Source organism: Cellulosimicrobium cellulans (genome assembly GCF_024124905.1).
Taxonomy (GTDB): Bacteria; Actinomycetota; Actinomycetes; order Actinomycetales; family Cellulomonadaceae; genus Cellulosimicrobium; species Cellulosimicrobium cellulans_G.
This window is the reverse complement of sequence record NZ_JAMXST010000002.1, coordinates 683,173-706,793: the sequence shown is the minus strand read 5'-3', so window position 1 is coordinate 706,793 and position 23,621 is coordinate 683,173. Positions and strand designations below refer to the sequence as shown.

Sequence of the window (23,621 nt, the reverse complement as noted above, 5' to 3'; positions counted from 1 at the left end):
CGGCCGTGCCCGAGGGTGACATCCTGCGGCTCGTGTCCGCGCGTCTGGACGAGGCGCTCGCCGGGCGTGTGCTGGTGCGCGCGGAGCTGCGGTGGCCGACCGCCGCGGAGGTCGACCTCACGGGCCGCACGGTCGTGGCGAACGTCCCGTACGGCAAGCACCTGTTCACGCGGCTCGACGACGGTCGGTCGCTGCACACGCACCTGCGCATGGAGGGGTCGTGGCGGATCGCGCGCACGGGCGCCCGGGACGCGCGCGCCGCGGAGCCGTCGGTGCGCGTGGTGCTCGCCAACGCGTGGTGGACGGCAGTCGGGAACCGCATCGGGATGCTCCACGTGCTGCGCACCGCCGACGAGCCGACCATCACCGGCCCGCTCGGCCCCGACGTGCTGGCCGACGACTTCCCCACGGAGGGGGTCGCGGAGGCCGTCGCGCGCCTGCGAGCGGATGACGCCGCGGGCGGCACCGGACCACGGCACCGGCCGGGCCGGGAGAGGACCGGCGTCCCGGTCGCGGAGGCGCTGCTCGACCAGCACCTCGTCGCCGGCATCGGCACGATCTACACGGCCGAGTCGCTCTTCGCGGAGCGGATCTACCCGTGGACGCCGGTCCGGGACGTCGAGGACCTCGCGGGCGTGCTCACGACGGCACGAGCGCTCATGCAGCGCACCGTCCGGCACGGGTTCGACCCCCGGGCCGGCGTCGTGCGTCACGTGCACGCGCGCACACGAAAGGCGTGCCACGTCTGTGGCACGCCTGTCGCAGAAGGTACGGCGAACGAGCCGCCGTACGAACGTCCGGTCTTCTGGTGTCCCTCGTGCCAGGCGCCGCCCGCGAGCGGGTGATCGCGGGCGTCTCTGCCCGGCACCTGCTCCGGGGCGGCCCCGGCGTGGACCGTCAGCCGACGGGCTGCAGGTCCTCTCGTCGTGCGGTGCCGTCGGGGTTCTGCCGCCCGAGGACCGCGGTCGCGAAGTCTGCCGGGATCGTGTCCGGGATGAGCAGACCCTCGGCGACGGCGACCCGGTCGCTGACCTCGCGCAGCACCAACGACATCGGGATGTCGAGCGCCTCGCAGATCGAGCCGAGGAGCTCCGACGACGCTTCCTTCTGACCGCGCTCCACCTCGCTGAGGTAGCCCAGCGAGACCCGTGCGGCGGAGGACACCTCTCGCAGGGTGCGCCCCTGTCGCTGGCGAGCGTCTCGCAGCACGTCCCCGATCTCTCGTCGAAGAACAATCATCTGGCGACCCCCTTCCGTGTCCCGTGCGCCCCCGGGAGCCGGTGAGGCCCCCACCGGGGTGCGCGTACTGCTCGTGCCGGTCTTCCTGTTCACTGCCCCGCGTGACGGGGTCGTCCTACCGTACCCCGCCCGCGGTCCGCTCACGTCTCCGGTGCGGCGTGCCGGACCGGCCGTCGGCGCGTTGTCCGTGCGGCCCACCGGTCGGTTGACGGTCCTGTTGGCGATCACGTGCTGTGCAACGTCCCGACGTGGGGCCTTGTTCCCGCACCCCGCCGCCCGGCGAACCCCCCGCGGCACGTTCACGACCTCTCCACCTGCACCTCCCGGACCGGGCTCTGCGGGCCGCTCGGGCGACCACGGTTCACCCGCGGATTTCACCCTGCCGGTCCGCGGAGGGCCGGTCCTCCGTCACCGCGCGCGCGAGGTCGACCGCCGCCGCGACGGTCCCGGCGCGGACCGCCGCGCGCTCGCCGTCGAGGTGCAGCCGCCGTACGTGCGTCCCGCGGGGCCCGCTCGCCGCCACGAACACCGTGCCCGGTGGTCGGCCGTCCTGCGGGTCCGGTCCCGCGACGCCCGTGGTCGCGACCCCCACGTCCGCGCCGAGCACCTCCCGTACCCGCTCCGCCATCTGGCGCGCGACGTCCGGGTGGACCGCCCCGTGCGCGGCGAGGAGGTCGCCGTCGACCCCGAGCACCGACTGCTTGACGTCCGTCGCGTAGGCGACGACCGCGCCGCGGAGCACGCGCGACGCGCCCGGGACGTCGACGATCGTCGCGGAGAGCAGCCCGCCCGTGAGCGACTCGGCGGTCGCGAGGGTCCACCCGCGCGCCTCGAGCGCGGCGAGGAGGCCGACGACGTCCGGTCGTGCGACCAGGGGCCCCGCGGCCTCGACGTCGCGGGCGGCCCCCGTCATGACGCCGACGCGGCGCCCGGCGTCGCTCCGCGCTCGGCGAGGCGGGCCGCGCGGATCGCGTCGCGCCGCAGCCGCCAGCCCTGGTAGGCGTACTCCACGCCCGTCACGACGGTGACGAGGATCGCCGCGGCGAGCACCACCCACGCGACGACGCCGATCCACGCGGGCAGGTGCGCCAGCGGGAGGAGGAAGAGCGTGATCGCGACCGTCTGGAGCACGGTCTTGAGCTTGCCGCCGCGGGACGCGGGCATGACCGCGTACTTGAGGACCGCGAACCGCAGGAGCGTGACGCCGAGCTCGCGCGCGAGCACGACCACGGGCACCCACCAGGGCAGCACGCCGAGGGGCCACGCGAGCAGGACGAGCGCGGTGCCGACGAGCAGCTTGTCCGCGATCGGGTCGAGCAGCTTGCCGAGGTCCGTGACGAGGTCGTACCTGCGCGCCAGGTAGCCGTCCAGGCGGTCCGACGTCGCGGCGAGGACGAAGATGCCCGTCGCGACCAGCCGCCACGTGACGGACTCCCCGCCGTCGACGAGCAGCGCCCACGCGAAGAACGGGACGAGCAGGATCCTCGCCATGGTGACGAGGTTCGCGGAGTTCCACGGCGAAGGGACGGCGGTGACCACGCCACCAGCCTAGGGGGTGCTCAGGGGTGCCCCGACCGGCGACCGCTCGTCGCGGCGCCGATCCCGGGGCCGCTCCGGTCCCACCCCGTGCGCCCTCAGCGCCAGCCTGACTCCACGTCCGCCCCGTCGTGGTAGTCCGTCGCCACCGGCGGCATGTGCCCGTCGGTGCCCTCGCCGTAGTCGTGCCCCGTCCCGCCACCAGGCGCCGCTGCGGACGCGGGGGCCTGGCCGTCGAAGACGTCCTGTGCCGGCTCGCCGCGGATCAGCGCGAGCGCGGACGGCAGCTCCTCGGGCGAGACGAGGACCTCGCGCGCCTTCGACCCCTCGGAGGGGCCGACGATCTCGCGCGACTCGAGCAGGTCCATGAGGCGGCCGGCCTTGGCGAACCCGACGCGCAGCTTGCGCTGGAGCATCGACGTCGAGCCGAACTGCGACGTCACGACGAGCTCCGCGGCCTGCAGCAGCAGGTCGAGGTCGTCGCCGATGTCCTCGTCGATCTGCTTCTTCGCCGCGGCCTGCGTGACGTCCTCGCGGTACACCGGCTTGAGCTGGCCCTTGACGTGCTCGACGACGGCGTGCACCTCGGACTCGGAGACCCACGCGCCCTGGACGCGCATCGGCTTCGCCGCGCCCATCGGGAGGAAGAGGGCGTCGCCCTGGCCGATGAGCTTCTCGGCGCCCGGCTGGTCCAGCACGACGCGCGAGTCCGCGAGCGAGGAGGTCGCGAACGCGAGGCGCGACGGCACGTTGGCCTTGATGAGGCCGGTGACGACGTCGACCGACGGCCGCTGCGTCGCGAGGACGAGGTGGATGCCCGCGGCGCGCGCGAGCTGCGTGATGCGCTGGATCGACGCCTCGACGTCGCGCGGCGCGACCATCATGAGGTCGGCGAGCTCGTCGACGACGACGAGCAGGTACGGGTACGTGGCGATCTTGCGCTCGGAGCCCGGCAGCGGCTTGACCTTGCCCGAGCGCACGGCGGCGTTGAAGTCGTCGATGTGCTTGTACCCGAACGCGGCGAGGTCGTCGTACCGGGCGTCCATCTCGCGCACGACCCAGTCGAGCGCCTCGGCGGCCTTCTTCGGGTTGGTGATGATGGGCGTGATGAGGTGCGGGATGCCCTCGTAGATCGTCAGCTCGACGCGCTTCGGGTCCACGAGCACGAGGCGCACCTGCTCGGGCGTCGAGCGCATGAGGATCGACGTGATCATGGAGTTGATGAAGCTCGACTTGCCGGCGCCCGTCGCGCCCGCGACGAGGATGTGCGGCATCTTGGCGAGGTTCGCGACGACGTAGCCGCCCTCGACGTCCTTGCCCACGCCCATGACCATGGGGTGCTCGGTCCGGCGCGCCGCCGACGAGCGGAGCACGTCGCCGAGCACGACCGTCTCGCGGTCGGTGTTGGGGATCTCGATGCCGATCGCCGACTTGCCGGGGATCGGCGCGAGGATGCGCACGTCCGCGCTCGCGACGGCGTAGGCGATGTTGTTCGAGAGCGACGTGATGCGCTCGACCTTGACCTTGGGGCCGACCTCGACCTCGTACCGCGTGACCGTGGGGCCGCGCGTGAAGCCGGTGACCTTCGCGTCGACCTCGAACTGCTCGAAGGTCTGGGTGAGCGCCTCGACGACCCGGTCGTTCGCGGCCGAGCGGACCTTGTGCGGCGCGCCCTTCACCAGGGAGTCCTCGTTCGGCAGGAGGTAGACGGTGTCGCCCTCGAGCATCGGCTGGACGCCGCGCGGCAGCGGGCTGCTCGGCGGGGGCGGCGGGACGCTGCCCGCGCCGTCGCCCGGGGCGGGGGCGACGGCGCCCATCGCGGCTGCCGCGGTGTCCTGCGCGAGGCCCTGCCCGACGGCGGGCACCGCCTCGGTCGGCGCGGTGCCGGGTGCCGGGTCGTCGCCGCGGCGCTTCTTGCCCCGGCCGCGAGGGGAGTCGTCCTCGTAGTCGAGGAACGCCGCCGTCTCGAACGCCTCGTCGCCCGAGAACCCGCCCTCGGGCTTCTCGATCTCGGCGGCCTCCGCCGCGCGCTGCGCCTTGGTCTTCCGGGGCTTGCGCGGGCGACGACCCGCCGGCACGTCCGTGCCGTCGTGACGCGAGACGCCCTCCGCGAGCGCGAGGCCGTCGGCGTCCAGCTCCTCGTCGTCCGCGCGGTGGTTGCCCGTGAGCACGTCGTAGAGGCCGCGCAGCCGGCTCGGGATCCGGTGCACCGGGGTCGCGGTGACGACCAGCAGCCCGAAGAACCCGAGCAGCAGGAAGATGGGCACCGCGAACCAGGGCGTCAGGCCGGTGGTCACGGGCGTCGCGGCGAGGTAACCGACGATGCCGCCCGCGTCCTGCACGGCCTCGAACCCGTCGCGCGGCGCCGGGAGGTCCTCGGAGATGTGCACGAGCGAGCACACCGACACGACGATGAGGGTGAGGCCGATCGCGACCCGCGAGTTCGCCTGGGCGCGCTCGGGGTGGCGCATGATGCGCACGGCGAGCCAGAGCAGGAGCACGGGCACCGCGACGCCCGCGAGGCCGAACGTGCCGGCGACGACGCCGTGGACGACCAGGCCGAACGTGCCCTGGATGCCCCACCACTCGCGGGCCGCGACGACGACCGCGAGGGCGATGAGGAAGAACGCGACGCCGTCGCGCCGGTGTGCCGGGTCCAGCTCTCTTGCTCCCTTTCCGATGGTGCGCACGAGCGCTCCGAGGCCGTGCGCGGCGCCGAGCCAGACCGCCCGCACCGCGCGGACGGGCCACGGCGGACCCGACGCGGGGCGCCGCGCGGGCCGGCGCGTGCCGGAGGAGGAGGACCGCCCGCGACCCGTACCGGCGCGCGACGTGCCGCGGGCCGAGGACGAACCGCCGCGCGCCGAGGTGCGGGGCGCTGGCGTGCGGTTGCTCGCGGTCCGACGTGCCTGCGGGGACGTGCGGGTCGCCATAGTGGTCCTAACCTACCTGCGGGGGACGACACGGACGCGGACCCGGCGGCGCGTGTCCCGGGCGGGCTGGAGCGGGGCGGCCCGCGACCCCGCGATCGACGACCCGTGGACGACGACCCGTGAACGACGAGGACCGGAGGACCCGTGCACGAGCCCACCCACGCCGAGCAGCGCGACGAACCGAGCGGCGGCCCGGCCGACCCGGGCCTCGCCACGCCGCCCGGGGCGACGACCGCGCCGCGAACGCGCGACCTCGTCGAGGTGGTCCCCGGGGTCTGGGTCGCGACGGCCGAGATCTGGACGACGACGTCCACCGTCGTCACCACGCCGGACGGCGAGGCGCTGGTGGTCGACCCGGCGGTCACGGTCGCGGAGGTCGACGGGCTCGCCGCCGCCGTGCGGGCACACGGCTGGCGCGTGACCGCCGGGTTCGCGACGCATCCGCACTGGGACCACGTGCTGTGGTCGCCCGCGCTCGGCGACGCGCCCCGCTGGGCGACAGCCCGCACCGCCGAGGCGACGCAGCGGCGGCGGGTCGCGATCCTCGCGTCGACCGAGGCCGCCGCGCCCGGCCACGACCCTGCGCTCGTGGGGACGCTGACCCCGCTCCCCCGCGGCGCACGCCGGGTCCCCTGGCCCGGCGCTGCACCGACCGGCCCACGGACGGTCGCCGTCGTCGAGCACGACGCCCACGCGCCGGGCCACGCCGCGCTCCTGGTGCGCACGCCGGACGGGAGCGTGCTCGTGGCGGGCGACATGCTCTCCGACGTCGAGGTGCCCCTCGTCGACGCCGATGCCCGCGACCCCGTCGGGGTCTACCGGGGTGCGCTCGACGCGCTCGAGCTCGCCGCGCGCGACGTGGACGCGCTCGTCCCGGGTCACGGGAGTCCCGCCGTCGGCCGTGCCGCGGTCTCCGCACGGTTCGCGGCCGACCGTGCCTACCTCGACGCGCTGGACGCCGCTCTCCGCGGCGGCACCCTGCCCGACGACCGCCGGCTCACGGGTTACGTCGCCGAGTGGCACGGCGAGCAGCTCGAGGCGCTGCGCTCGCGCTGAAGCCGCTCTGCCCCTCCCACGGACGGTGCGAGCCCCGACCCGGAGCGCTGCCGATGCAGGGTCGCCGAGCCTCAGTCGTCGAGCCCGAGCTCCACGGACCGGGCGAGCGCGGCGTCGAGCGCCTGCTCGTCGGTGACCAGGCGGTGCAGGTGCCGTGCCGCGGCGTGCAGGGCGTCGAGGTCCGACCCGTACACGCTCACCATGCCGCCCTCGGGGTCGAACCCGACCGCGTCGAGGACGTTCGGCTCGTGGTCGGTCAGCGTGGCCTGGAGCGCGCCGGAGAAGTCGTACCCGGAACCCTCGACGCCGTGCCGCTCGAGGGCACCCTTGTGCTGGTGCCACTCCGGGCCGCCGGGCGAGTAGATGATGCTCCACCCCTGGGACAGGGTCACGAGGCGGACGGGGTCGAGCGGGGCGAAGTCCTCGGCGTTCGTCATGCGGGAACCGTAGCGGCGACCACCCACGACGCCGCGGCGCACGCTCAGAGCACGTCCGGAGCGCGTCCGGCGCACCAGGCGAGCCCGGACCGCCGCGTCACCCGAGGAAGAGCCCGAACGCGAGCGTCACGACGCCCGCGGCGAGGACCACGCCGCCGGCGGGGAGCAGCACGACCGCCCGGTTCGGCGCCTCGCGCCCCGAGCCCACCGCGGAGAGGAAGAACCCGGCGGGCAGGAGGATGGCGGCGACGAGGACCCCGGTGGCCGCGAGCCACCGCCAGAAGCCCGTGAGGTCGGTGGCCTCCGCGAGCAGCAGGCACACGAGCCCCAGGATGACGAGAACGCCCGCGTGCGCGTGCCCGGCGCGGAAGAACGACGTCTGGAAGCCCGTCGCCGGCACGCGCCGTGTGACGACCTTGACGAGGAACGCGCCGCCGGACTCGATGCCGACGACCGTGAGGAGGACGACGCCCGCGGTGATGCGGGCGGCGTCGGTGAGCTCGAGCACGGGACCTCCTGGGCTGGCGGGACGCTCGGCGCACGGCACGCCGCGGTTTACGAACACTGTTATAGAACAGCGTTCGCAAACCGGTGTCAAGCCCTCTAGACTCGATGCGTGGCACGGCCCCGACTGCACGACGACGCCCTGCGCGACCGCCTCCTCGACGTGGCGTCGCGCGCCATCTCCGAGCACGGCGAGAGCGCGGTGACGGTGCGGTCGGTCGCGACGGCGGCGGGGACGAGCCCGTCCGCGGTGTACGCGCTCTTCGGCAGCCGCGACGACCTCGTCGCCGCCGTGTCCGCCGAGGGCTTCCGGCGCTTCGGCGCCCACCTCGCGGCCGTCGTCCGGACCGACGACCCGGGCGCGGACCTCGCCGCCCTCGGCGGCGCGTACCGTGCCTTCGCGCTCGCGGACCCGCACTTCTACGCGGTGATGTTCGCCCGCGGCGTGCGGCCCGGCGCGGAGCGCCCCCGCGCCGTCGAGGAGGCGACCTTCCTCGTGCTGCGCGACGCCGTCGCGCGCCTCGTGCCCGACACGGGGGCCGTCGACGACGTCGCGCTCGGGCTGTGGGGCCTCGTGCACGGCCTCGTCTCGCTCGAGCTCGCCGGCCTCGTCCCCGGCGACGACGCGGAGCGCACCGCGCGCTACGGCGCGACGCTCGCCGCCGTCGGCCCCGGGCTGGTCCGCAGCGCCGGGACGTGACGACCCCAGCCCCGAGACGTGAGAAGTGGCCCCCGCCAGACCGACGGCAGGGGCCACTTCTCGCTTCTCGCGCCGGCGAACGACGTCGCCGGTCAGGCCTCGACGACCACCGGGACGATCATCGGGCGGCGCCGCAGGCGGTTGGAGACCCACCGCCCGATGACGCGGCGCATGACCTGCTGGAGCTGGTGCGTGTCGGTCGCGCCGCCGGCGATCGCGTCCTCGAGCGCCTTGACGACCTCCGGCTGGATGTCCTGGAACACCTTGTCGTCCTCGGCGAAGCCGCGCGCGAGGATCTGGGGGCCGGCGAGCACCTTGCCGGTCGCGGAGTCCACGACGGCGAAGACGGACACGAAGCCCTCCTCGCCGAGGATGCGCCGGTCCTTGAGCTCGGCGTCGGTGATCTCGCCGACGCTCGACCCGTCGACGTACACGTACCCGCACGGCACCGCGCCGACGACCGACGCCTTGCCGTCGACGAGGTCGACGACGACGCCGTCCTCGGCGAGCACGACGCGGTCCGCGGGCACTCCCGTGCGGACCGCGAGCGCCCCGTTCGCGACGAGGTGACGGACCTCGCCGTGCACCGGCATGACGTTCTTGGGCTTGAGCACGTTGTAGCAGTAGAGGAGCTCGCCCGCGCTCGCGTGCCCGGACACGTGCACCTTGGCGTTGCCGCCGTGCACGACGCGCGCCCCGAGCCGGGTGAGCCCGTTGATGATGCGGAACACGGCGTTCTCGTTGCCCGGGATGAGCGACGACGCGAGGATCACGGTGTCGCCGTGGCCGACCTGGACCTTGTGGTCGCCGTTGGCCATGCGCGACAGCGCCGCCATGGGCTCGCCCTGGGATCCGGTGCACATGAGCACGATCTCGTCGTCGCGCAGCGAGTCGACCTTCTTGAGGTCGATGAGCACGCCCTCGGGCACGTGGAGGTACCCGAGCTCGGCGGCGATGGTCATGTTGCGGACCATCGAGCGCCCGACGAGCGCGACACGGCGCCCGTGGTGGTGCGCCGCGTTGAGGACCTGCTGCACGCGGTGCACGTGCGAGGAGAACGACGCGACGATGATGCGCTTCTCCGACGCCGCGAAGACGTTGTCGAGCACCGGGCCGATCTCGACCTCGGGCGTGACGAACCCGGGGACCTCGGCGTTGGTCGAGTCGACCATGAACAGGTCGACGCCCTGCTCACCGAGGCGCGCGAACGCGCGCAGGTCGGTGATGCGCCCGTCGAGCGGGAGCTGGTCCATCTTGAAGTCGCCCGTGTGCAGCACGGTCCCGGCGCCGGTCGTCACCGCGACCGCGAGCGCGTCGGGGATCGAGTGGTTGACGGCGACGAACTCGCAGCGGAACACGCCGAGCTGCTCGACCTGGCCCTCCTTGACCGCGAGGGTCACGGGCGAGATGCGGTGCTCCTTGAGCTTCGCCTCGACGAACGCGAGCGTGAGCTGCGACCCGACGAGGGGGATGTCGCGGCGCAGGCGCAGCAGGTACGGGACGGCGCCGATGTGGTCCTCGTGGCCGTGCGTGAGGACGATCGCCTCGATGTCGTCCAGCCGGTCCGCGATGTAGTCGAAGTCCGGGAGGATGAGGTCGACGCCGGGCTGGTTGTCCTCGGGGAAGAGGACGCCGCAGTCGATGACGAGCAGGCGCCCGTCGTACTCGAGGACGGCCATGTTGCGGCCGACCTCCCCGAGCCCGCCGAGGGCGACGATGCGCAGCCCTCCGGTGGGGAGCTCGGGAGGCAGGGAGAGTTCGGGGTGGGGATGGCTCACGGGGCCTCCTGTCGTGGCTGAGCCGGGGGTTTCGAGGGCTCCTGCCCTCGCTAGTTCGTGGGTGCGGCAGCGCCGGCGAGCACGCCCGCGGCCGCGAGGGCGTCGCGGACCAGCGCGACGTCGTCCTCGGTCGCCGCGACGTTCGGCAGGCGCAGGAACCGGTTGTCGGTGATGCCGAGCAGCTCGACGGCGGCCTTGGCCATGACGGCCTGGAAGCCCGCGCCGTTGAGCGCGTCAATGACGGGCGTCGTGGTGAGGAAGACGTCGAGCGCGCCCGCGTGGTCGCCCGCGTCGAAGCGGCGCACGACCTCGGCGAACGGTCCGGCCACCACGTGCCCGGAGACGGAGACGATGCCGGCCGCGCCGTGCGCGAGGAACGGCAGCAGCAGGCCGTCGTCGCCGCTGTAGAACGCGAGCCCGGTCGCGGCGGAGAGCTTGGCGGCGGCGTACACGTCGCCCGTCGCGTCCTTGCTCGCGACGACCCGGTCGTGCGCCGCGAGCCGCGCGTACGTCGCGGGCGCGATCCGCACGCCCGTGCGGCCGGGGACGTCGTAGAGCATGACGGGGAGGTCGGTCGCGTCGGCGATCGCCGTCACGTGCCGGTACACGCCCTCCTGGCTGGGGCGCGAGTAGTAGGGCGAGACGACGAGGAGCCCGTCGGCCCCGGCCTCGGCCGCCTGCTCCGCCATGCGCAGGGCGTGGTCGGTGTCGTTGGATCCTGCCCCGGCGACGACCGCCGCGCGGTCGCCCACCGCCTCGACGACGACGCGCACGAGGTCCTGCTTCTCCGGCGCGTGGGTCGTGGGCGACTCGCCCGTCGTGCCGCTCAGCACGAGACCGTCGTTCCCGTCGTCCACCAGGCGCTTCGCGAGCCGGGTCGCCGCCGCGAGGTCGACGGCGCCGTCGGGCGTCATCGGGGTGACCATGGCCGTGAGGACGGCACCGAACGGGCGCGCAGGGGTGGCGGGAAGGACCATGTGCACAAACTACCGTGCGGCGGGTCCCCGCACCGCGCCCGTCCAGGCGCGGGACCGCCCCGCGCGACCGCCGCCCGGGTGCGGCCCCGCGACCCCGAGGGCGATACTCGGAGCATGTCCCGCCCCGCCTCGACGTCGAACCTCTCCCCCGCGCTCGTCGCGCACGTGCCCACGGGGCTGCTCGTCGACGGGCACTGGGGCCCGGCGGAGGGGGGCCGGACGTTCGAGGTCGAGGACCCGGCCACGGAGGAGTCCCTCTTCGACGTCGCCGACGCGAGCCCCGCCGACGCGCTCCGCGCGCTCGACGCCGCGCACCGGGCGGCGCCCGCGTGGCGCGCGACGCCCCCGCGGGAGCGCGGCGAGGTCCTGCGCGGGGTCTACGACCGGGTCGTCGCGCGCGCCGACGACGTCGCCGCGCTCATCACGGCCGAGTGCGGCAAGCCGCTCGCCGAGGCGCGCGCCGAGGTGCTCTACGGCGCCGACTTCCTGCGCTGGTACGCGGAGCAGGCGGTGCGCGCCGACGGGCTCGCCCGCACCGCACCCGCGGGCGGCAACCGGCAGCTCGTCTTCCGTCGCCCCGTGGGCCCGGCGCTGCTCGTCACGCCGTGGAACTTCCCCATCGCGATGGCGACGCGCAAGATCGGGCCGGCGCTCGCCGCGGGCTGCACCGTCGTGATCAAGCCCGCGCGGCTCACGCCGCTGACGACGGCGCTCGTGGCCGAGGTCATCCGCTCCGAGCTCGCGGACCGCGGTCTGCCGACCGGCGTCGTCAACGTCGTCCCGTCGTCGCGCGCCGCGGACGTCACCGAGCCCCTCCTCGCCGACGAGCGCCTGCGCAAGCTGTCGTTCACGGGCTCGACGGCCGTGGGGCGCACGCTCCTGGAGAAGGCCGCGCCCCAGGTGCTGCGCACCTCGATGGAGCTCGGCGGCAACGCGCCGTTCCTCGTGTTCGCCGACGCGGACCTCGACGCCGCGGTCGAGGGCGCGCTCGTCGCGAAGCTGCGCAACGCGGGCCAGTCGTGCGTCGCGGCCAACCGCTTCCTCGTGCACGACGCCGTCGCGCGCGAGTTCGCGCAGCGGCTCGCCACCGCGTTCGAGGACCTGCGGGTCGGCCCGGGCGCGCAGGACGGGACGCAGGTCGGCCCGCTCATCGAGGCGAAGGCGGTGGACAAGGTCGCCGAGCTCGTCGACGCCGCGTCCGACGGCGGCGCGCAGGTCCTCACGGGTGCCGACCGGCCGCGGTCCACGGGATACTTCTACGCGCCGACCGTGCTGTCCGGCGTCGACCCGGACGCGCGCGTCGTCACCGAGGAGATCTTCGGGCCGGTGGCGCCGGTCGTCGCGTTCGGCGACGACGACGAGGGCCTCGCGCTCGCGAACGCGACCGAGTACGGCCTCGCCGCCTACGCGTACACCACCTCGCTCGACCGCGCCGTGCGGGTGTCCGAGGAGGTCGAGGCCGGGATGATCGGCATCAACCGCGGGATGGTGTCGGACGCGAGCGCGCCGTTCGGCGGGCTGAAGCAGTCGGGCCTCGGCCGCGAGGGCGGGGAGGCGGGTCTCGAGGAGTACCTCGAGACCGTGTACGTCGCGCTCTGACGCGGGACGTCGACACGACGCCCGCGGGGCCGGCGGGCGCGTCCGGCACCGTGGTGACCGACGACGTGCCGACGCCGCACGTTGGTAGCCTGACGCTCCCCTGCCACCGACTCCCGGAGAGCCCACGCCCGTGCCCTCGTCGCCCGCGTCGACCGTCAGCCCGAACGTCCCCTCGCCCAGCGCCCGCGTCACGACCGTCGGGTACATGATCTTCGCGTCCCGCTGGCTCCAGGCACCGCTCTACTTCGGCCTCATCGTGGCCCAGGTGGTCTACGTCTGGCAGTTCCTCAAGGAGCTGTGGCACCTCATCGTCGGCGGCTTCACCGGCGAGGTGTCGGTCATGAACGCGGACACGCACCAGCTCGAGACGCACACCTACGGCGCCGAGGAGATCATGCTGGCCGTCCTCGGCCTCGTCGACGTCGTCATGATCTCCAACCTGCTCATCATGGTCATCGTCGGCGGCTACGAGACGTTCGTGTCGCGCATCCGCCTCGACAACCACCCCGACCAGCCGGAGTGGCTGAGCCACGTCAACGCGAACGTGCTCAAGACCAAGCTCGCGATGTCGATCATCGGCATCTCGTCGATCCACCTGCTGCGCACGTTCATCGAGTCGTCGAGCAACCGCATCACGTCCGAGACCATGCTGTGGCAGACGATCATCCACCTCGCGTTCGTCGTCTCGGCACTCGCGCTCGCGGCGATCGACCGCATGTCCCTCACCGCGCACCAGCGCGCGGCCAACGCCGCCGCGGCGGGCGAGGGCCCGGCCGACCCGCACGCATGAGCCGGCCCGACGACGCCCCGCGCCCAGGCGCCGAGCCGGACGCCCCCGCGTCGCTCGACGCCGAGGTGACGGGCGCCGTCGAGCACGCCGTCGAGGACGAGGTCCGCGCCGCGGTCCGCCAGGCCGTCTCGGTCTCCGTCGCGACGGGGCTGTACGGGATCTCGTTCGGGGCGCTGTCCGTGGTCGCGGGCCTCGACGTGGCGCAGACCATGGCGCTGAGCCTGCTCATGTTCTCGGGCGGCTCGCAGTTCGCGCTCATCGGCGTGGTCGGCGCGGGCGGCGCGCCGACGGCTGCGATCGCCACCGCGGGCTTCCTCGGGGTCCGCAACGCGCTGTACGGGGCGCAGCTCGGCCCGCTGCTCGCGCTGCGGTCGTGGCACAAGGTCGTCGCGGCGCAGTTCACCATCGACGAGTCGACGGCGGTCGCGACGGCGCAGCGGTCCCGCCGCGCCGTCCGGGCGGGGTTCTGGTGGACCGGCGTCGGGATCTTCGTGCTGTGGAACGCCATGACGCTCGTCGGCGCGCTCGCGGGCGACGCGCTCGGCGACCCGCGCGCGTGGGGGCTCGACGCCGCCGCGGCGGCCGCGTTCCTGGCCCTCCTGTGGCCCCGGCTCGCAGCGCGGGCGATGCAGCTCACCGCGGCGGCGGCCGTCCTCGTCGCGGTCCTGCTCGTCCCGGTCGCGCCGGGCGGCGTGCCGGTGCTCGCCGCGGCCGTCGTCGCGATCGTCATCGGGCAGGTGGACGCGCGACGGCGACGCCGCGCCGCGGGCGCGCCACCCTCGTCGTCCACGGACGAGAAGGAGACCTCATGACGTCAGCGACCGTGTGGGTCGTCGTGCTGGCCGCGTCGGCGCTGTGCTTCGCGCTCAAGCTCGCCGGGCACCTCGTGCCCGAGCACTGGCTCGCCGACGAGCGCGTCGCGCGCACGGCCGCGCTCGTGACCGCCGCGCTCCTCGCCGCGCTCGTCGCGGTCCAGACGGTCGGCGACGGCCAGGCCCTGGTCGTCGACGCGCGCCTGCCCGCGCTCGGCGTCGCGGCCGTCGCGCTCGCGCTGCGCGCGCCGTTCATCGTCGTCGTGGTCCTGGCGGCGGCCACGGCCGCCGGCCTGCGCGCCCTGGGCTGGGGCTGACCGCCGGCCCGAGGCGTGGCCCACGTCTCGTAGGGTGAACCCGTGAGCCTCTTCCGCGAGACCGCCGACGTCTCCGTCCGCCCCGCCGTGCCCGGAGACGACGTCGCGATGACCGCGATCCAGGTGGGCGCGTGGCGCTCGTCGCACGAGGAGGTCCTCGGCGAAGACGTGCTCGACGCCCTCGACACCGTGCGGATGCGCGAGCAGTGGGCTGCCGCCATCTCCTCCCCTCCCGGGCCGGGGTTCGGCGTGCTCGTCGCGTGCGTCGGCGCCGACGTCGTCGGGTTCGCCGCCGTGGCGCCCGGGCAGGTCCTCGCGCTCGAGGTCGAGCCGCGGCACCAGCGCGGCGGGCACGGGTCGCGCCTGCTCGCCGCCGCGGTCGACCGGCTGCGCCGCGACGGCGCGGAGGAGGTCGTCACGTGGGTGCTCGACGGCGACACCGCGCGCGAGACGTTCCTCGCCGGCGCCGGGCTCGGGCCCGACGGGCGGACCCGGACGCTCGCCACCGGGGTGCGCGACGTCGTGGAACGCCGGTGGGCCGCCGAGATCTGAGGGCTCGTGCGACCGTTCGTCACGCAGCCGTGACACCGTCGTGACCCGTTCGCGCGGGTGACCTGCGAGGATCGACCGCCATGGGCATCCTCACCGACTACTTCTCCGCACCCGACGACGTGCAGGCCGGTCGCGCGGCACGGACGGGCCCGAGCAGCCCCGACCCGCTGACGAACCAGCCGGTGTTCCCCACGGTCGAGCTCAAGGGGATCGACCCGTTCGTCGTGCTGGGCACGCTCGCGGGCCTCCTCACGGACCGCCCGTACGCCGAGGCGAAGAGCGACCCCCGGCACGGGGAGCTCGTCGCGAGCGCGGGCGACGAGGGTCCGTGGGTCGTCGCGGTCACCGCGGAGCTCGTCACGGCGCTCGCCGCGGCGACACCGACCGACCTCGACGCCGTCGCCGTGCGCTGGGCCGCCACCGAGGAGCTGGAAGGCTCCGACCCCGCCGACCTGGCCGGTGCCCTGCACCGGCTCGCGACCCTGTGCGTCCAGGCGGACGACGCGGGCCACCGCCTCTACTGCTGGACGAGCCTCTGACCTGCCGACGTGGTCCGCCCACGCCGGGTGGACCGCCTCGGTCAGCGACGGGCGCGGTAGAGAGCCGCGGCCTTGCGCAGCGCCTCGCGCGCCCGACGGCGGTCGCGCGCGGCGTCGTACGCGAACGCCAGGTGGTACCACGCCTCCCAGCTCTGCGGGTCGGCGTCGACCGCGTCGCGGTACGGCCCGAACGCCGCGTCGGCGGCGTCCCGGTCGATGCGCCCGCCAGGTGAGCGCGGCAGGTCGTCGACCGGGAGCCGACCCTGGGCGGCGAGGTCGTCGGCCATGCGCTGCACGGTCCCCGCGAGCAGGAACTCGCGGCCGACCAGGCCGACCACGAGCAGGGGCAGGACGAGCACGCCCGCCCCGATCACCATCGCGACGGGTTCGCCCGTACCGATGAGCGCGGCGGCACGCCACGCCACCTGCGACACGTAGATCGCGAGCAGGATCGTCACGAGCACCGCGCCGACGATCGCCTTCCAGGGCCGGACGGCGCGCGACCGCCCGGTCGTCCCCTCCGGACGGCCGTCGTCGCTGCCGCCGCCGGCGTCGGGACCGACCGGACCGCCGGGCGCGCTCACGCCAGGTCCAGCACGTTCTCGAGACCGACCGTCAGGCCCGGGCGCCCGACGACCTCGCGCACGGCGAGCAGCACGCCAGGCATGAAGGAGACGCGGTCGAACGAGTCCTGGCGGATGACGAGCTGCTCGCCCGCGTTGCCGAACAGGATCTCCTCGTGCGCGACGAGGCCGCGCAGACGCACCGCGTGCACGCGCACCCCGTCGACGTCGGCGCCGCGCGCCTCCCACCCCGTCTCCGTCGCGTCGGGGCTCGCCGCGAGGCCCGCGTCGGCGCGCGCTGCGGCGATCGCCGCCGCGGTGTGCCGGGCGGTGCCGGACGGCGCGTCGACCTTGTCCGGGTGGTGGAGCTCGATCACCTCGGCCGACTCGAAGTAGCGGGCGGCCTTCGCGGCGAACGTCATCGCGAGGACGGCCGAGAGGCCGAAGTTCGGGGCGATCAGGACGCCGAGGGCGGGGCCGCCGCCCGCGGCGACACGCTCGAGGTGCTCGGTGACGCGGCCTCGGCTCTCGTCCGTCCAGCCCGTGGTCCCGACGACGGCGTGCACGCCCGCGTCGATCAGCGCGTGCACGTTCGCCTCGGTCGCGGACGGGACGGTGAAGTCGACGGCGACGTCGGCGCCGCCGAGCGTGGCGGACGTGACCTCGTCGCCGGCGTCCAGGCGCGCGACGAGCTCGAGGTCCGCCGCGCCCTCGACGGCCGCGCACACGGTCGCGCCCATGCGTCCGGCCGCGCCGAGGACGGCGACCCGCAACGGGCGGCCCGGCCCCTGGCCGGGGGCGGTCGCGGCGGGATCGGGCGCGGGGATGTTCTGCTCGCTCACGCCCGTCACCCTATCGCCGGTGCGCGGACCGGCCGGTGCGCCGTCCGCGGCACCGGCGCCGAGCCCGCCCACCGCACCGGCCCGGCACGACGGCGGCCGCCCTCCGAGAGGAGGACGGCCGCCGCGAGTCGCCGTGGTCGGCGACGGTTCAGCCGCCGAACGGCCCGACGCGCACGACGGACCGGGGCCGCGAGGCGAGCTCGCTCGCCAGCTTCTGCACGTCGTCGGCCGTGACCGAGCGGATCGCGTCGAGCGACTCCTCGACGCTCAGGAGCTCGCCGTAGACGAGCTCGGCCTTGCCGAGCCGGCTCATGCGCGAGCCGGAGTCCTCGAGGCCGAGGACCATGCCGCCGGAGAGCTGGCCGATGCTGCGGTCGAGCTCGGCACCGGTGATGCCGTCGCCGGCGAGGCGGTCGAGCTCGGCGTGCAGGAGCTCGGTCACCTCGTCGACCTTCGACGGCGCGCACCCGGCGTAGAGGCCGAACGTGCCGATGCCGCCGTGACCCGAGGCGAAGGAGTACGTCGAGTACGCGAGGCCGCGCTTCTCGCGGATCTCCTGGAAGAGGCGCGAGCTCATGCCGCCGCCCAGCACCGCGCTGAGCACGGAGAGCGTGAAGCGACGGTCGTCGGTCGCCGACAGGCCCGTGCCGCCGATGACGACGTTCGCCTGCTCGACGGCCCGGTGGACCGAGAGCTCGACGCCCGTGGTCCCGACACCGGCGAGGGCGGGGTCCTCGGGGTCGCGCCGGGGTCGTGGCGCGGTGGCCGCGTCGAGCGACCAGCCGCCGTCGTGCAGCGCCTGGCCCACCTGCACGACGAGCGTGTCGTGGTCGACGCCGCCGGCCGCCGCGACGACGAGCGTCTCCGGGCGGTAGTGCCACCGGTAGTGCTCCCAGACCGCGTCGCGCGGGACCGCGTTGATCGTGTCCGGGGTGCCGCCGATGGGGCGGCCGAGCGCGTGCCCGCCGAGGACGGCGGCCGCGAACTCCTCGTGCACGACGTCCGAGGGGTCGTCGTCGTTCATCGCGAGCTCTTCGAGGATCACGCCGCGCTCGGTCTCGAGCTCGTCGGGGTCCAGGCGTGCGGACGTCACCATGTCGGCGACGACGTCGACCGCCATGGGCAGGTCGGCGTCGAGCACGCGCGCGTAGTAGCACGTGTGCTCCTTGCCGGTCGCGGCGTTGGCCTCGCCGCCGACGGCGTCGAACGCCTCGGCGATGTCCATCGCCGAGCGGCGCGCGGTGCCCTTGAACAGCAGGTGCTCCAGGAAGTGCGTCGAGCCGAAGTGGCCGTCGGTCTCGTCGCGCGATCCGACGCCCACCCACGCGCCCATCGTCGCCGAGCGCAGGCCCGGCATCGACTCGGTGAGCACGCGGACCCCGCCGGGCAGGACGGAGCGACGGATCGTCGCGCCGTCCTGCCCGGCGGTCAGCTCGGCCCCGGCGTCACCCGCCGGGACGAGCGGGAGGTCCCAGGGCACGTCAGGCGTCCGCGCCCTCGGTCGCGGGAGCGTCGGCCGGAGCCTCCTCCTCGACCACGGCGTGCAGCGAGAGCTTGCCGCGCGGGTCGATCTCGCCGATCTCGACCTGGACCTTCTGGCCGATGGACAGCACGTCCTCGACGTTCTCGACGCGCTTGCCGCCCACGAGCTTGCGGATCTGGCTGATGTGCAGCAGACCGTCCTTGCCCGGGGAGAGCGAGATGAACGCGCCGAACGACGTCGTCTTGACGACCGTGCCGACGAAGCGCTCGCCGATCTCCGGGACGTGCGGGTTGGCGATCGCGTTGATCGCCGCGCGGGCGGCCTCGGCCGACGGGCCGTCGGTGGCGCCGATGTACACGGTGCCGTCGTCCTCGATGGAGATGTCCGCGCCCGTCTCCTCCTGGATCTGGTTGATCATCTTGCCCTTGGGCCCGATGACCTCGCCGATCTTGTCGACCGGCACCTTCACGGAGATGACGCGCGGGGCGTTCGGGGACATCTCGTCGGGCACGTCGATGGCCTCGGCGAGCACGTCGAGGATCGTCAGGCGCGCGTCGCGCGCCTGGGTCAGCGCACCGGCGAGCACCGAGGCGGGGATGCCGTCGAGCTTGGTGTCGAGCTGGATCGCCGTGACGAACTCGCGCGTGCCGGCGACCTTGAAGTCCATGTCGCCGAACGCGTCCTCGGCACCGAGGATGTCGGTGAGCGCCGCGTAGCGGGTCTCACCGTCCACCGTGTCGGAGATGAGGCCCATCGCGATGCCCGCGACGGGGGCGCGCAGCGGCACGCCCGCGTTGAGGAGCGAGAGCGTCGAGGCGCACACGGAGCCCATGGACGTCGAGCCGTTGGAGCCGAGGGCCTCGGACACCTGACGGATCGCGTACGGGAACTCCTCGCGGCTCGGGAGCACCGGCACGAGCGCACGCTCGGCGAGCGCGCCGTGGCCGATCTCGCGGCGCTTGGGGCTGCCCACACGGCCGGTCTCGCCGGTCGAGTAGGGCGGGAAGTTGTAGTTGTGCATGTAGCGCTTGCGCGTCTCCGGACCGAGCGAGTCGATCTGCTGCTCCATGCGGAGCATGTTCAGCGTGGTGACGCCCATGATCTGGGTCTCGCCACGCTCGAAGAGCGCGGAGCCGTGCACGCGCGGGAGCACCTCGACCTCGGCCGACAGGGTGCGGATGTCCGCGAGCCCACGGCCGTCGATGCGCACGCCCTCGGTGAGGACGCGCTGGCGCACGAGCTTCTTCTGCAGCGCGCGGTACGCGGCGGAGAGCTCCTTCTCGCGGCCGTCGAACCCGGCCTGGAGCTTGCCGACCATCTCGTTCTTGATCTCGTCGAGACGGTTCTCGCGGTCCTGCTTGTCCGCGATGGCGAGCGCGGCGCGCAGGTCGGTGGAGACCTCGGCCTCGACCGCGGCGAACGCGTCGTCCTGGTAGTCCAGGAAGACCGGGTACTCCTTGACGGGCTTCGCGGCCTGGGCGGCGAGCGCCGACTGCGCGTCGCACAGGGCCTTGATGAACGGCTTGGCCGCCTCGATGCCCTCGGCGACGACCTCCTCGGTCGGCGCGGCGACGCCCTGGTCCTTGACGAGGCCCCAGGCACCGTCGGTGGCCTCGGCCTCGATCATCGCGATCGCGACGTCGTCACCCACGACACGGCCGGCCACGACCATGTCGAAGACCGCGCGCTCCTTGTCGGAGTACTTGGGGAACGCGACCCACTGGCCGTCGACGAGCGCGATGCGGACCGCGCCGACCGGGCCGGAGAACGGCAGGCCGGAGATCTGCGTCGACGCCGAGGCGGCGTTGATCGCGAGCGTGTCGTACGCGTCGTCCGGGTGGATCGCGAGGACCGTGATGACGACCTGGACCTCGTTGCGCAGGCCCTTGACGAACAGCGGGCGCAGCGGGCGGTCGATGAGGCGGCACGCGAGGATGGCGTCCGTCGAGGGGCGGCCCTCGCGGCGGAAGAACGAGCCGGGGATGCGGCCCGCGGCGTACATGCGCTCCTCGACGTCCACCGTCAGCGGGAAGAAGTCGAACTGGTCCTTGGGGTGCTTGCCGGCCGTCGTGGCCGACAGGAGCATGGTCTCGTCGTCGAGGTACGCGGCGACGGAGCCGGCGGCCTGGCGGGCGAGGCGCCCGGTCTCGAACCGGACGGTGCGGGTGCCGAAGCGACCGTTGTCGATCGTGGCCTCGGCGAACTGGATCTCGGGACCCTCCACGGGTGCCCTCCCTTTCTCGAAGCGCCGCCCGGGTAGCCCCTGTCGAGGGTTCCGGTCCGCGCCCCGGCGCGCGTGGCGCGGGGGCTCCGGTCGCACTCGACGCTCGGCGGTCTTCGATCGAGGTCCACGGCGGTTCCCGCACGATCGCGTCCGGGGACGAGACCGCGGGGGTCCGTGAGCCACTACCGAGGACCGAACGAGAGGCCGGCGGCGCGGTGGGTGGTGTGCGGCTGGGTGGTGCTCAGCCGGGGTGTGACGGGTACATCACACCAGACCAGCCCGGTCCCCGCAGGGACCGGGCTGGCGGTGTCGTGTCAGCGACGCAGACCGAGGCGCTCGATGAGGCTGCGGTAGCGGTTGATGTCGACCTTCTGCAGGTAGCCGAGCAGGCGACGGCGCTGGCCGACGAGGAGGAGCAGACCACGACGGCTGTGGTGGTCGTGCTTGTGCTCCTTGAGGTGCTCGGTGAGGTCCTTGATGCGCTGCGTGAGGAGCGCGACCTGGACCTCGGGCGAACCGGTGTCGCCCTCGCTCGTCGCGTACTCGGTCATGATGCGCTGCTTCGTGGCAGTGTCGAGCGGCACGGTTCTCCTTCGGGTTCGTTGCGCGGTGCGCCGGGGACGGTTCTCCCGGGCTCTCTGGATCCGCGGCCGGTCAGACGGCGCATCCATCGTACCAGCGCGCGGCCGCACCGCCGGCGACGGGCGGTGCGGCCGGCGTCCGGACGCACCTCCGCCGACGGCGCGGCCGCACCGCCCTCGGCCTTCAGGCCCCGTCGTGCCCGGCCGTCCCGTCGCCGCGGAACCGGCCCGCCGCGTCGGGCAGCACGCCCGCGAACCGGAGCAGGTCCGGCAGCGTGAGGACGAGGGACCCGTCCTCGAAGTGCACGCCCTGCGCCGGGGTCCAGTGGTTGCTCGCCCGGACGTACGACGTGTCGTCCTGCCGCAGCAGGTACACGAACGTCTCCGCGAGCACGCGGCTGCCGACCTCGCCGAGGAAGCTCCCGTCGCCCTGGAGCTCGGCCTCCTTGAGGACGTAGTACCACAGCGGGGTGCCGCCGTGGTCGCCGTCCCGCAGGGCCGCGAGCGCCTGCTTCACGTCGTCGCCGGCCCGGTCCTCGAGCTGGGCCGGGGTGAGCGGGGTGACGCCGAGCGCCGAGGCGACGGCCTCGCCCGTGGGCAGCGCGAGCATGTAGCCGCGCAGCAGGTTGCGCTGCGCGAGCTGCTTCTGCAGCGCGCTGGCGACGAGCTGGGCCTGCGTGTGCGCGGGTGGCTCGGGCGGCAGGCTCCCCTCCTTGACGAGATCGCCGAGGCTCGGCGCCAGGAACGTGTCGATCTTCTCGGCGGCCCGGAACGACGAGGGGTCGCCCTTGTCCACGAAGCGGGCCCACTCGATCGGCCAGTTGGACGGCAGCGCGGGGACGCCCGCGGGGCCGGGGCGCAGGCTCCCGCCGTTGCCGGTGAACTGGAAGAGCTGGACGAGGCTCGCGTTCCGGGGCGGCGGCCCCGTGAAGTTCACGTTGTAGTCGTACGAGTCGCGGATCATCGAGTGCCCGAACCGGAACGCCGCGACCGCGAACTCGAGCGGCATCGAGACCGGGTAGCGCGGCCGGAAGAACGACGTGTCACGCAGGAGCGTCGCGTCGAGCACGCCCGGCTTGGTGAGGGTGCGCAGGTAGTCGTTGACCACGAGCCACTGGTAGTGCCAGCGCACGAGCTGGCTCGCGCGCTCGAAGACGCCGCGCTCGCCGCCCGTGAGCCGCGTCCACGGCTCGACGTCGTCCACCCAGTCCACGACGGCGTTGTGGAACCGGATCATGGCGAGGTGGAGCTGGGCCACGACGAGGTTCTCGTCGTTGCGCCCGTCGGGCACGAGCGGTGCGCCCTGCTCGTCGCGCGGCAGGTCGCGCTGGGCGTCGCCGCCGGGCTCGACGACGGCGAACGACGGGCCGCCCGGGATCACGAGCGGCTCGGTCGAGATGCGTCCGAGCCGGAGCTTGGCGGACCCGGGGACGTAGGACGCCTCGCTGCGGGTGGTCCGGTAGCCGCGCTCCCCCGCGAACACGGGGCCGCTCCCGTAGAGCGAGTCGAGGTTGAGCGCGGGGTGCCGCCCGTTGTGGAGCGAACGCACGACGACGCGCGGCGCGAAGACCTGGAACGGGACGGCGTCGACGTCGCCGAGCGCCTGGTCGCCGTCGCGGCCGGACGTCGTGTCCGGGCCGTTCGTGTTGAGCGTGATGTCGTGGTCGATGAACTGGCCCCAGTACGTGTACACCGCCGGCACGTGGGAGTTCAGGTCGCGCGGCGGCTGCCCGGGCGGGGCGACCGGCCGGGCGACCATGGACGCCCCGAGCGTCTTGAGCGCCTCGACGGTGCCCGCCGTCGCGCCGTCGCCGACCGACAGGTGGAACGCGGGGAAGCTCTCCGCGAGCTCCGGGAACAGGTAGTCGAACGCGGTCGTGGAGTCGTAGCGGTGGAGCTCGTGGTCCCGCGCGACCGCGGCCTCGGCCGCGGGCAGGAGCGGGGCGTTCGACTCCGCGGGGTCCACGTCCGCGTCCGGCGTCGGGCCGTCGGGTGCGACGGCCGAGCCGTGACCGACGCTCCGGACGGTCCGGCCGATCGGGGTGGACGCCTGGTCGACGGCGTCGGGGGCGACGTCGTCGACCACCGTCTCGGCGACGGGTGTCGCCGCGTGCTGCTGAGCCTCCATGGCTCTGCCTCTCTGTGGGGAGGTCGTCGTG

At 74.2% G+C, this 23,621-nt stretch carries 23 protein-coding genes; 9 read left to right on the top strand and 14 right to left on the bottom strand.

What is annotated here, in order from left to right; translation table 11 throughout:
• Window positions 1-5 precede the first annotated feature (5 nt).
• The gene (locus NHH00_RS08160) at window positions 6-845 is read left to right on the top strand and encodes a DNA-formamidopyrimidine glycosylase family protein (protein WP_253051325.1); all 840 of its coding nucleotides are present in this window, start codon (window positions 6-8) and stop codon (window positions 843-845) included.
• Window positions 846-897: 52 nt separating this feature from the next.
• On the opposite strand, the gene NHH00_RS08155 is transcribed toward NHH00_RS08160, so the two are convergent.
• From NHH00_RS08155 to NHH00_RS08140, 4 genes are all read right to left on the bottom strand, one after another.
• Window positions 898-1,239: a helix-turn-helix domain-containing protein gene (locus NHH00_RS08155; RefSeq protein WP_024840578.1), complete on the bottom strand. Its 342-nt coding sequence runs from the start codon at window positions 1,237-1,239 to the stop codon at window positions 898-900.
• 361 nt (window positions 1,240-1,600) lie between these two features.
• Window positions 1,601-2,152, bottom strand: a complete 552-nt coding sequence (locus NHH00_RS08150) for a CinA family protein (RefSeq protein WP_253051324.1) — start codon at window positions 2,150-2,152, stop codon at window positions 1,601-1,603.
• Window positions 2,149-2,778: a CDP-diacylglycerol--glycerol-3-phosphate 3-phosphatidyltransferase gene (pgsA, locus tag NHH00_RS08145; protein WP_253051323.1), complete on the bottom strand. Its 630-nt coding sequence runs from the start codon at window positions 2,776-2,778 to the stop codon at window positions 2,149-2,151. Before pgsA ends, NHH00_RS08150 begins: the two co-directional genes overlap by 4 nt.
• Window positions 2,779-2,873: 95 nt before the next feature.
• Window positions 2,874-5,708, bottom strand: coding sequence for an FtsK/SpoIIIE family DNA translocase (locus NHH00_RS08140; protein ID WP_253051322.1), 2,835 nt, complete (start codon window positions 5,706-5,708; stop codon window positions 2,874-2,876).
• Between the two features lie 144 nt (window positions 5,709-5,852).
• Here NHH00_RS08140 and NHH00_RS08135 point away from each other — a divergent pair, with 144 nt between their 5' ends.
• A complete protein-coding gene (locus NHH00_RS08135) occupies window positions 5,853-6,764 on the top strand; it encodes an MBL fold metallo-hydrolase (RefSeq protein ID WP_253051321.1) in 912 nt (303 codons plus the stop codon).
• A gap of 71 nt (window positions 6,765-6,835) precedes the next feature.
• Here the strand turns inward: NHH00_RS08135 and NHH00_RS08130 are convergent, their stop codons facing one another.
• Both NHH00_RS08130 and NHH00_RS08125 read right to left on the bottom strand, forming a co-directional pair.
• Window positions 6,836-7,201: an Imm51 family immunity protein gene (locus NHH00_RS08130; RefSeq protein ID WP_253051320.1), complete on the bottom strand. Its 366-nt coding sequence runs from the start codon at window positions 7,199-7,201 to the stop codon at window positions 6,836-6,838.
• 97 nt (window positions 7,202-7,298) lie between these two features.
• Window positions 7,299-7,709, bottom strand: a complete 411-nt coding sequence (locus tag NHH00_RS08125) for a hypothetical protein (RefSeq protein WP_253051319.1) — start codon at window positions 7,707-7,709, stop codon at window positions 7,299-7,301.
• A gap of 108 nt (window positions 7,710-7,817) precedes the next feature.
• On the opposite strand from NHH00_RS08125, the gene NHH00_RS08120 reads away from it, so the two are divergent.
• Window positions 7,818-8,405: a TetR/AcrR family transcriptional regulator gene (locus NHH00_RS08120; protein WP_253051318.1), complete on the top strand. Its 588-nt coding sequence runs from the start codon at window positions 7,818-7,820 to the stop codon at window positions 8,403-8,405.
• A gap of 92 nt (window positions 8,406-8,497) precedes the next feature.
• On the opposite strand, the gene NHH00_RS08115 is transcribed toward NHH00_RS08120, so the two are convergent.
• A complete protein-coding gene (locus NHH00_RS08115) occupies window positions 8,498-10,183 on the bottom strand; it encodes a ribonuclease J (RefSeq protein WP_047234710.1) in 1,686 nt (561 codons plus the stop codon).
• A 50-nt stretch (window positions 10,184-10,233) separates the two neighbouring features.
• Window positions 10,234-11,160 carry a 4-hydroxy-tetrahydrodipicolinate synthase gene (gene dapA / locus NHH00_RS08110; protein ID WP_253051317.1) on the bottom strand — a complete coding sequence of 309 codons (927 nt, stop codon included), beginning with the start codon at window positions 11,158-11,160 and terminating at the stop codon, window positions 10,234-10,236.
• A 114-nt stretch (window positions 11,161-11,274) separates the two neighbouring features.
• Here dapA and NHH00_RS08105 point away from each other — a divergent pair, with 114 nt between their 5' ends.
• The 6 genes from NHH00_RS08105 to NHH00_RS08080 all read left to right on the top strand — a co-directional run bounded on the left by NHH00_RS08105 (window position 11,275) and on the right by NHH00_RS08080 (window position 15,769).
• The gene (locus NHH00_RS08105; RefSeq protein WP_253051316.1) at window positions 11,275-12,759 is read left to right on the top strand and encodes an NAD-dependent succinate-semialdehyde dehydrogenase; all 1,485 of its coding nucleotides are present in this window, start codon (window positions 11,275-11,277) and stop codon (window positions 12,757-12,759) included.
• 130 nt (window positions 12,760-12,889) lie between these two features.
• Window positions 12,890-13,549 (top strand): TIGR00645 family protein, encoded by a 660-nt coding sequence (locus tag NHH00_RS08100; RefSeq protein WP_253051315.1) that lies wholly within the window; start codon window positions 12,890-12,892, stop codon window positions 13,547-13,549.
• Window positions 13,546-14,361 carry an AzlC family ABC transporter permease gene (locus tag NHH00_RS08095; protein ID WP_253051314.1) on the top strand — a complete coding sequence of 272 codons (816 nt, stop codon included), beginning with the start codon at window positions 13,546-13,548 and terminating at the stop codon, window positions 14,359-14,361. The genes NHH00_RS08100 and NHH00_RS08095 overlap by 4 nt, the downstream gene beginning before the upstream one ends.
• A complete protein-coding gene (locus NHH00_RS08090) occupies window positions 14,358-14,678 on the top strand; it encodes an AzlD domain-containing protein (protein WP_253051313.1) in 321 nt (106 codons plus the stop codon). The genes NHH00_RS08095 and NHH00_RS08090 overlap by 4 nt, the downstream gene beginning before the upstream one ends.
• 42 nt (window positions 14,679-14,720) lie before the next feature.
• Complete coding sequence (locus NHH00_RS08085; protein WP_253051312.1) at window positions 14,721-15,230, top strand: GNAT family N-acetyltransferase; 510 nt, start codon at window positions 14,721-14,723, stop codon at window positions 15,228-15,230.
• 80 nt (window positions 15,231-15,310) lie between these two features.
• Window positions 15,311-15,769 (top strand): hypothetical protein, encoded by a 459-nt coding sequence (locus NHH00_RS08080; protein WP_253051311.1) that lies wholly within the window; start codon window positions 15,311-15,313, stop codon window positions 15,767-15,769.
• 41 nt (window positions 15,770-15,810) lie between these two features.
• Here NHH00_RS08080 and NHH00_RS08075 read toward each other — a convergent pair whose 3' ends face one another.
• The 6 genes from NHH00_RS08075 to NHH00_RS08050 all read right to left on the bottom strand — a co-directional run bounded on the left by NHH00_RS08075 (window position 15,811) and on the right by NHH00_RS08050 (window position 23,590).
• Complete coding sequence (locus tag NHH00_RS08075) at window positions 15,811-16,245, bottom strand: hypothetical protein (RefSeq protein ID WP_253051468.1); 435 nt, start codon at window positions 16,243-16,245, stop codon at window positions 15,811-15,813.
• A 104-nt stretch (window positions 16,246-16,349) separates the two neighbouring features.
• Window positions 16,350-17,105, bottom strand: a complete 756-nt coding sequence (gene dapB, locus NHH00_RS08070; RefSeq protein WP_290445096.1) for a 4-hydroxy-tetrahydrodipicolinate reductase — start codon at window positions 17,103-17,105, stop codon at window positions 16,350-16,352.
• A gap of 217 nt (window positions 17,106-17,322) precedes the next feature.
• Window positions 17,323-18,654 carry a M16 family metallopeptidase gene (locus NHH00_RS08065; RefSeq protein WP_253051310.1) on the bottom strand — a complete coding sequence of 444 codons (1,332 nt, stop codon included), beginning with the start codon at window positions 18,652-18,654 and terminating at the stop codon, window positions 17,323-17,325.
• A 1-nt stretch (window position 18,655) separates the two neighbouring features.
• Entirely contained in the window at window positions 18,656-20,881 is a 2,226-nt protein-coding gene (locus NHH00_RS08060; protein WP_253051309.1) for a polyribonucleotide nucleotidyltransferase, read from the bottom strand.
• Between the two features lie 314 nt (window positions 20,882-21,195).
• Window positions 21,196-21,465, bottom strand: coding sequence for a 30S ribosomal protein S15 (rpsO, locus tag NHH00_RS08055; RefSeq protein ID WP_021479897.1), 270 nt, complete (start codon window positions 21,463-21,465; stop codon window positions 21,196-21,198).
• A gap of 181 nt (window positions 21,466-21,646) precedes the next feature.
• The gene (locus NHH00_RS08050) at window positions 21,647-23,590 is read right to left on the bottom strand and encodes a peroxidase family protein (RefSeq protein WP_253051308.1); all 1,944 of its coding nucleotides are present in this window, start codon (window positions 23,588-23,590) and stop codon (window positions 21,647-21,649) included.
• Window positions 23,591-23,621: the final 31 nt, after the last annotated feature.

Bases quoted from the DNA above. Each gene is read 5' to 3' on its own strand.
- NHH00_RS08095 (WP_253051314.1), top strand. From the start codon at position 13,546: ATGAGCCGGCCCGACGACGCCCCGCGCCCAGGCGCCGAGCCGGACGCC.
- NHH00_RS08080 (WP_253051311.1), top strand. From the start codon at position 15,311: ATGGGCATCCTCACCGACTACTTCTCCGCACCCGACGACGTGCAGGCC.
- NHH00_RS08090 (WP_253051313.1), top strand. From the start codon at position 14,358: ATGACGTCAGCGACCGTGTGGGTCGTCGTGCTGGCCGCGTCGGCGCTG.
- NHH00_RS08105 (WP_253051316.1), top strand. From the start codon at position 11,275: ATGTCCCGCCCCGCCTCGACGTCGAACCTCTCCCCCGCGCTCGTCGCG.
- dapA (WP_253051317.1), bottom strand. From the start codon at position 11,160: ATGGTCCTTCCCGCCACCCCTGCGCGCCCGTTCGGTGCCGTCCTCACG.
- NHH00_RS08155 (WP_024840578.1), bottom strand. From the start codon at position 1,239: ATGATTGTTCTTCGACGAGAGATCGGGGACGTGCTGCGAGACGCTCGC.
- NHH00_RS08150 (WP_253051324.1), bottom strand. From the start codon at position 2,152: ATGACGGGGGCCGCCCGCGACGTCGAGGCCGCGGGGCCCCTGGTCGCA.
- NHH00_RS08130 (WP_253051320.1), bottom strand. From the start codon at position 7,201: ATGACGAACGCCGAGGACTTCGCCCCGCTCGACCCCGTCCGCCTCGTG.
- NHH00_RS08050 (WP_253051308.1), bottom strand. From the start codon at position 23,590: ATGGAGGCTCAGCAGCACGCGGCGACACCCGTCGCCGAGACGGTGGTC.
- NHH00_RS08140 (WP_253051322.1), bottom strand. From the start codon at position 5,708: ATGGCGACCCGCACGTCCCCGCAGGCACGTCGGACCGCGAGCAACCGC.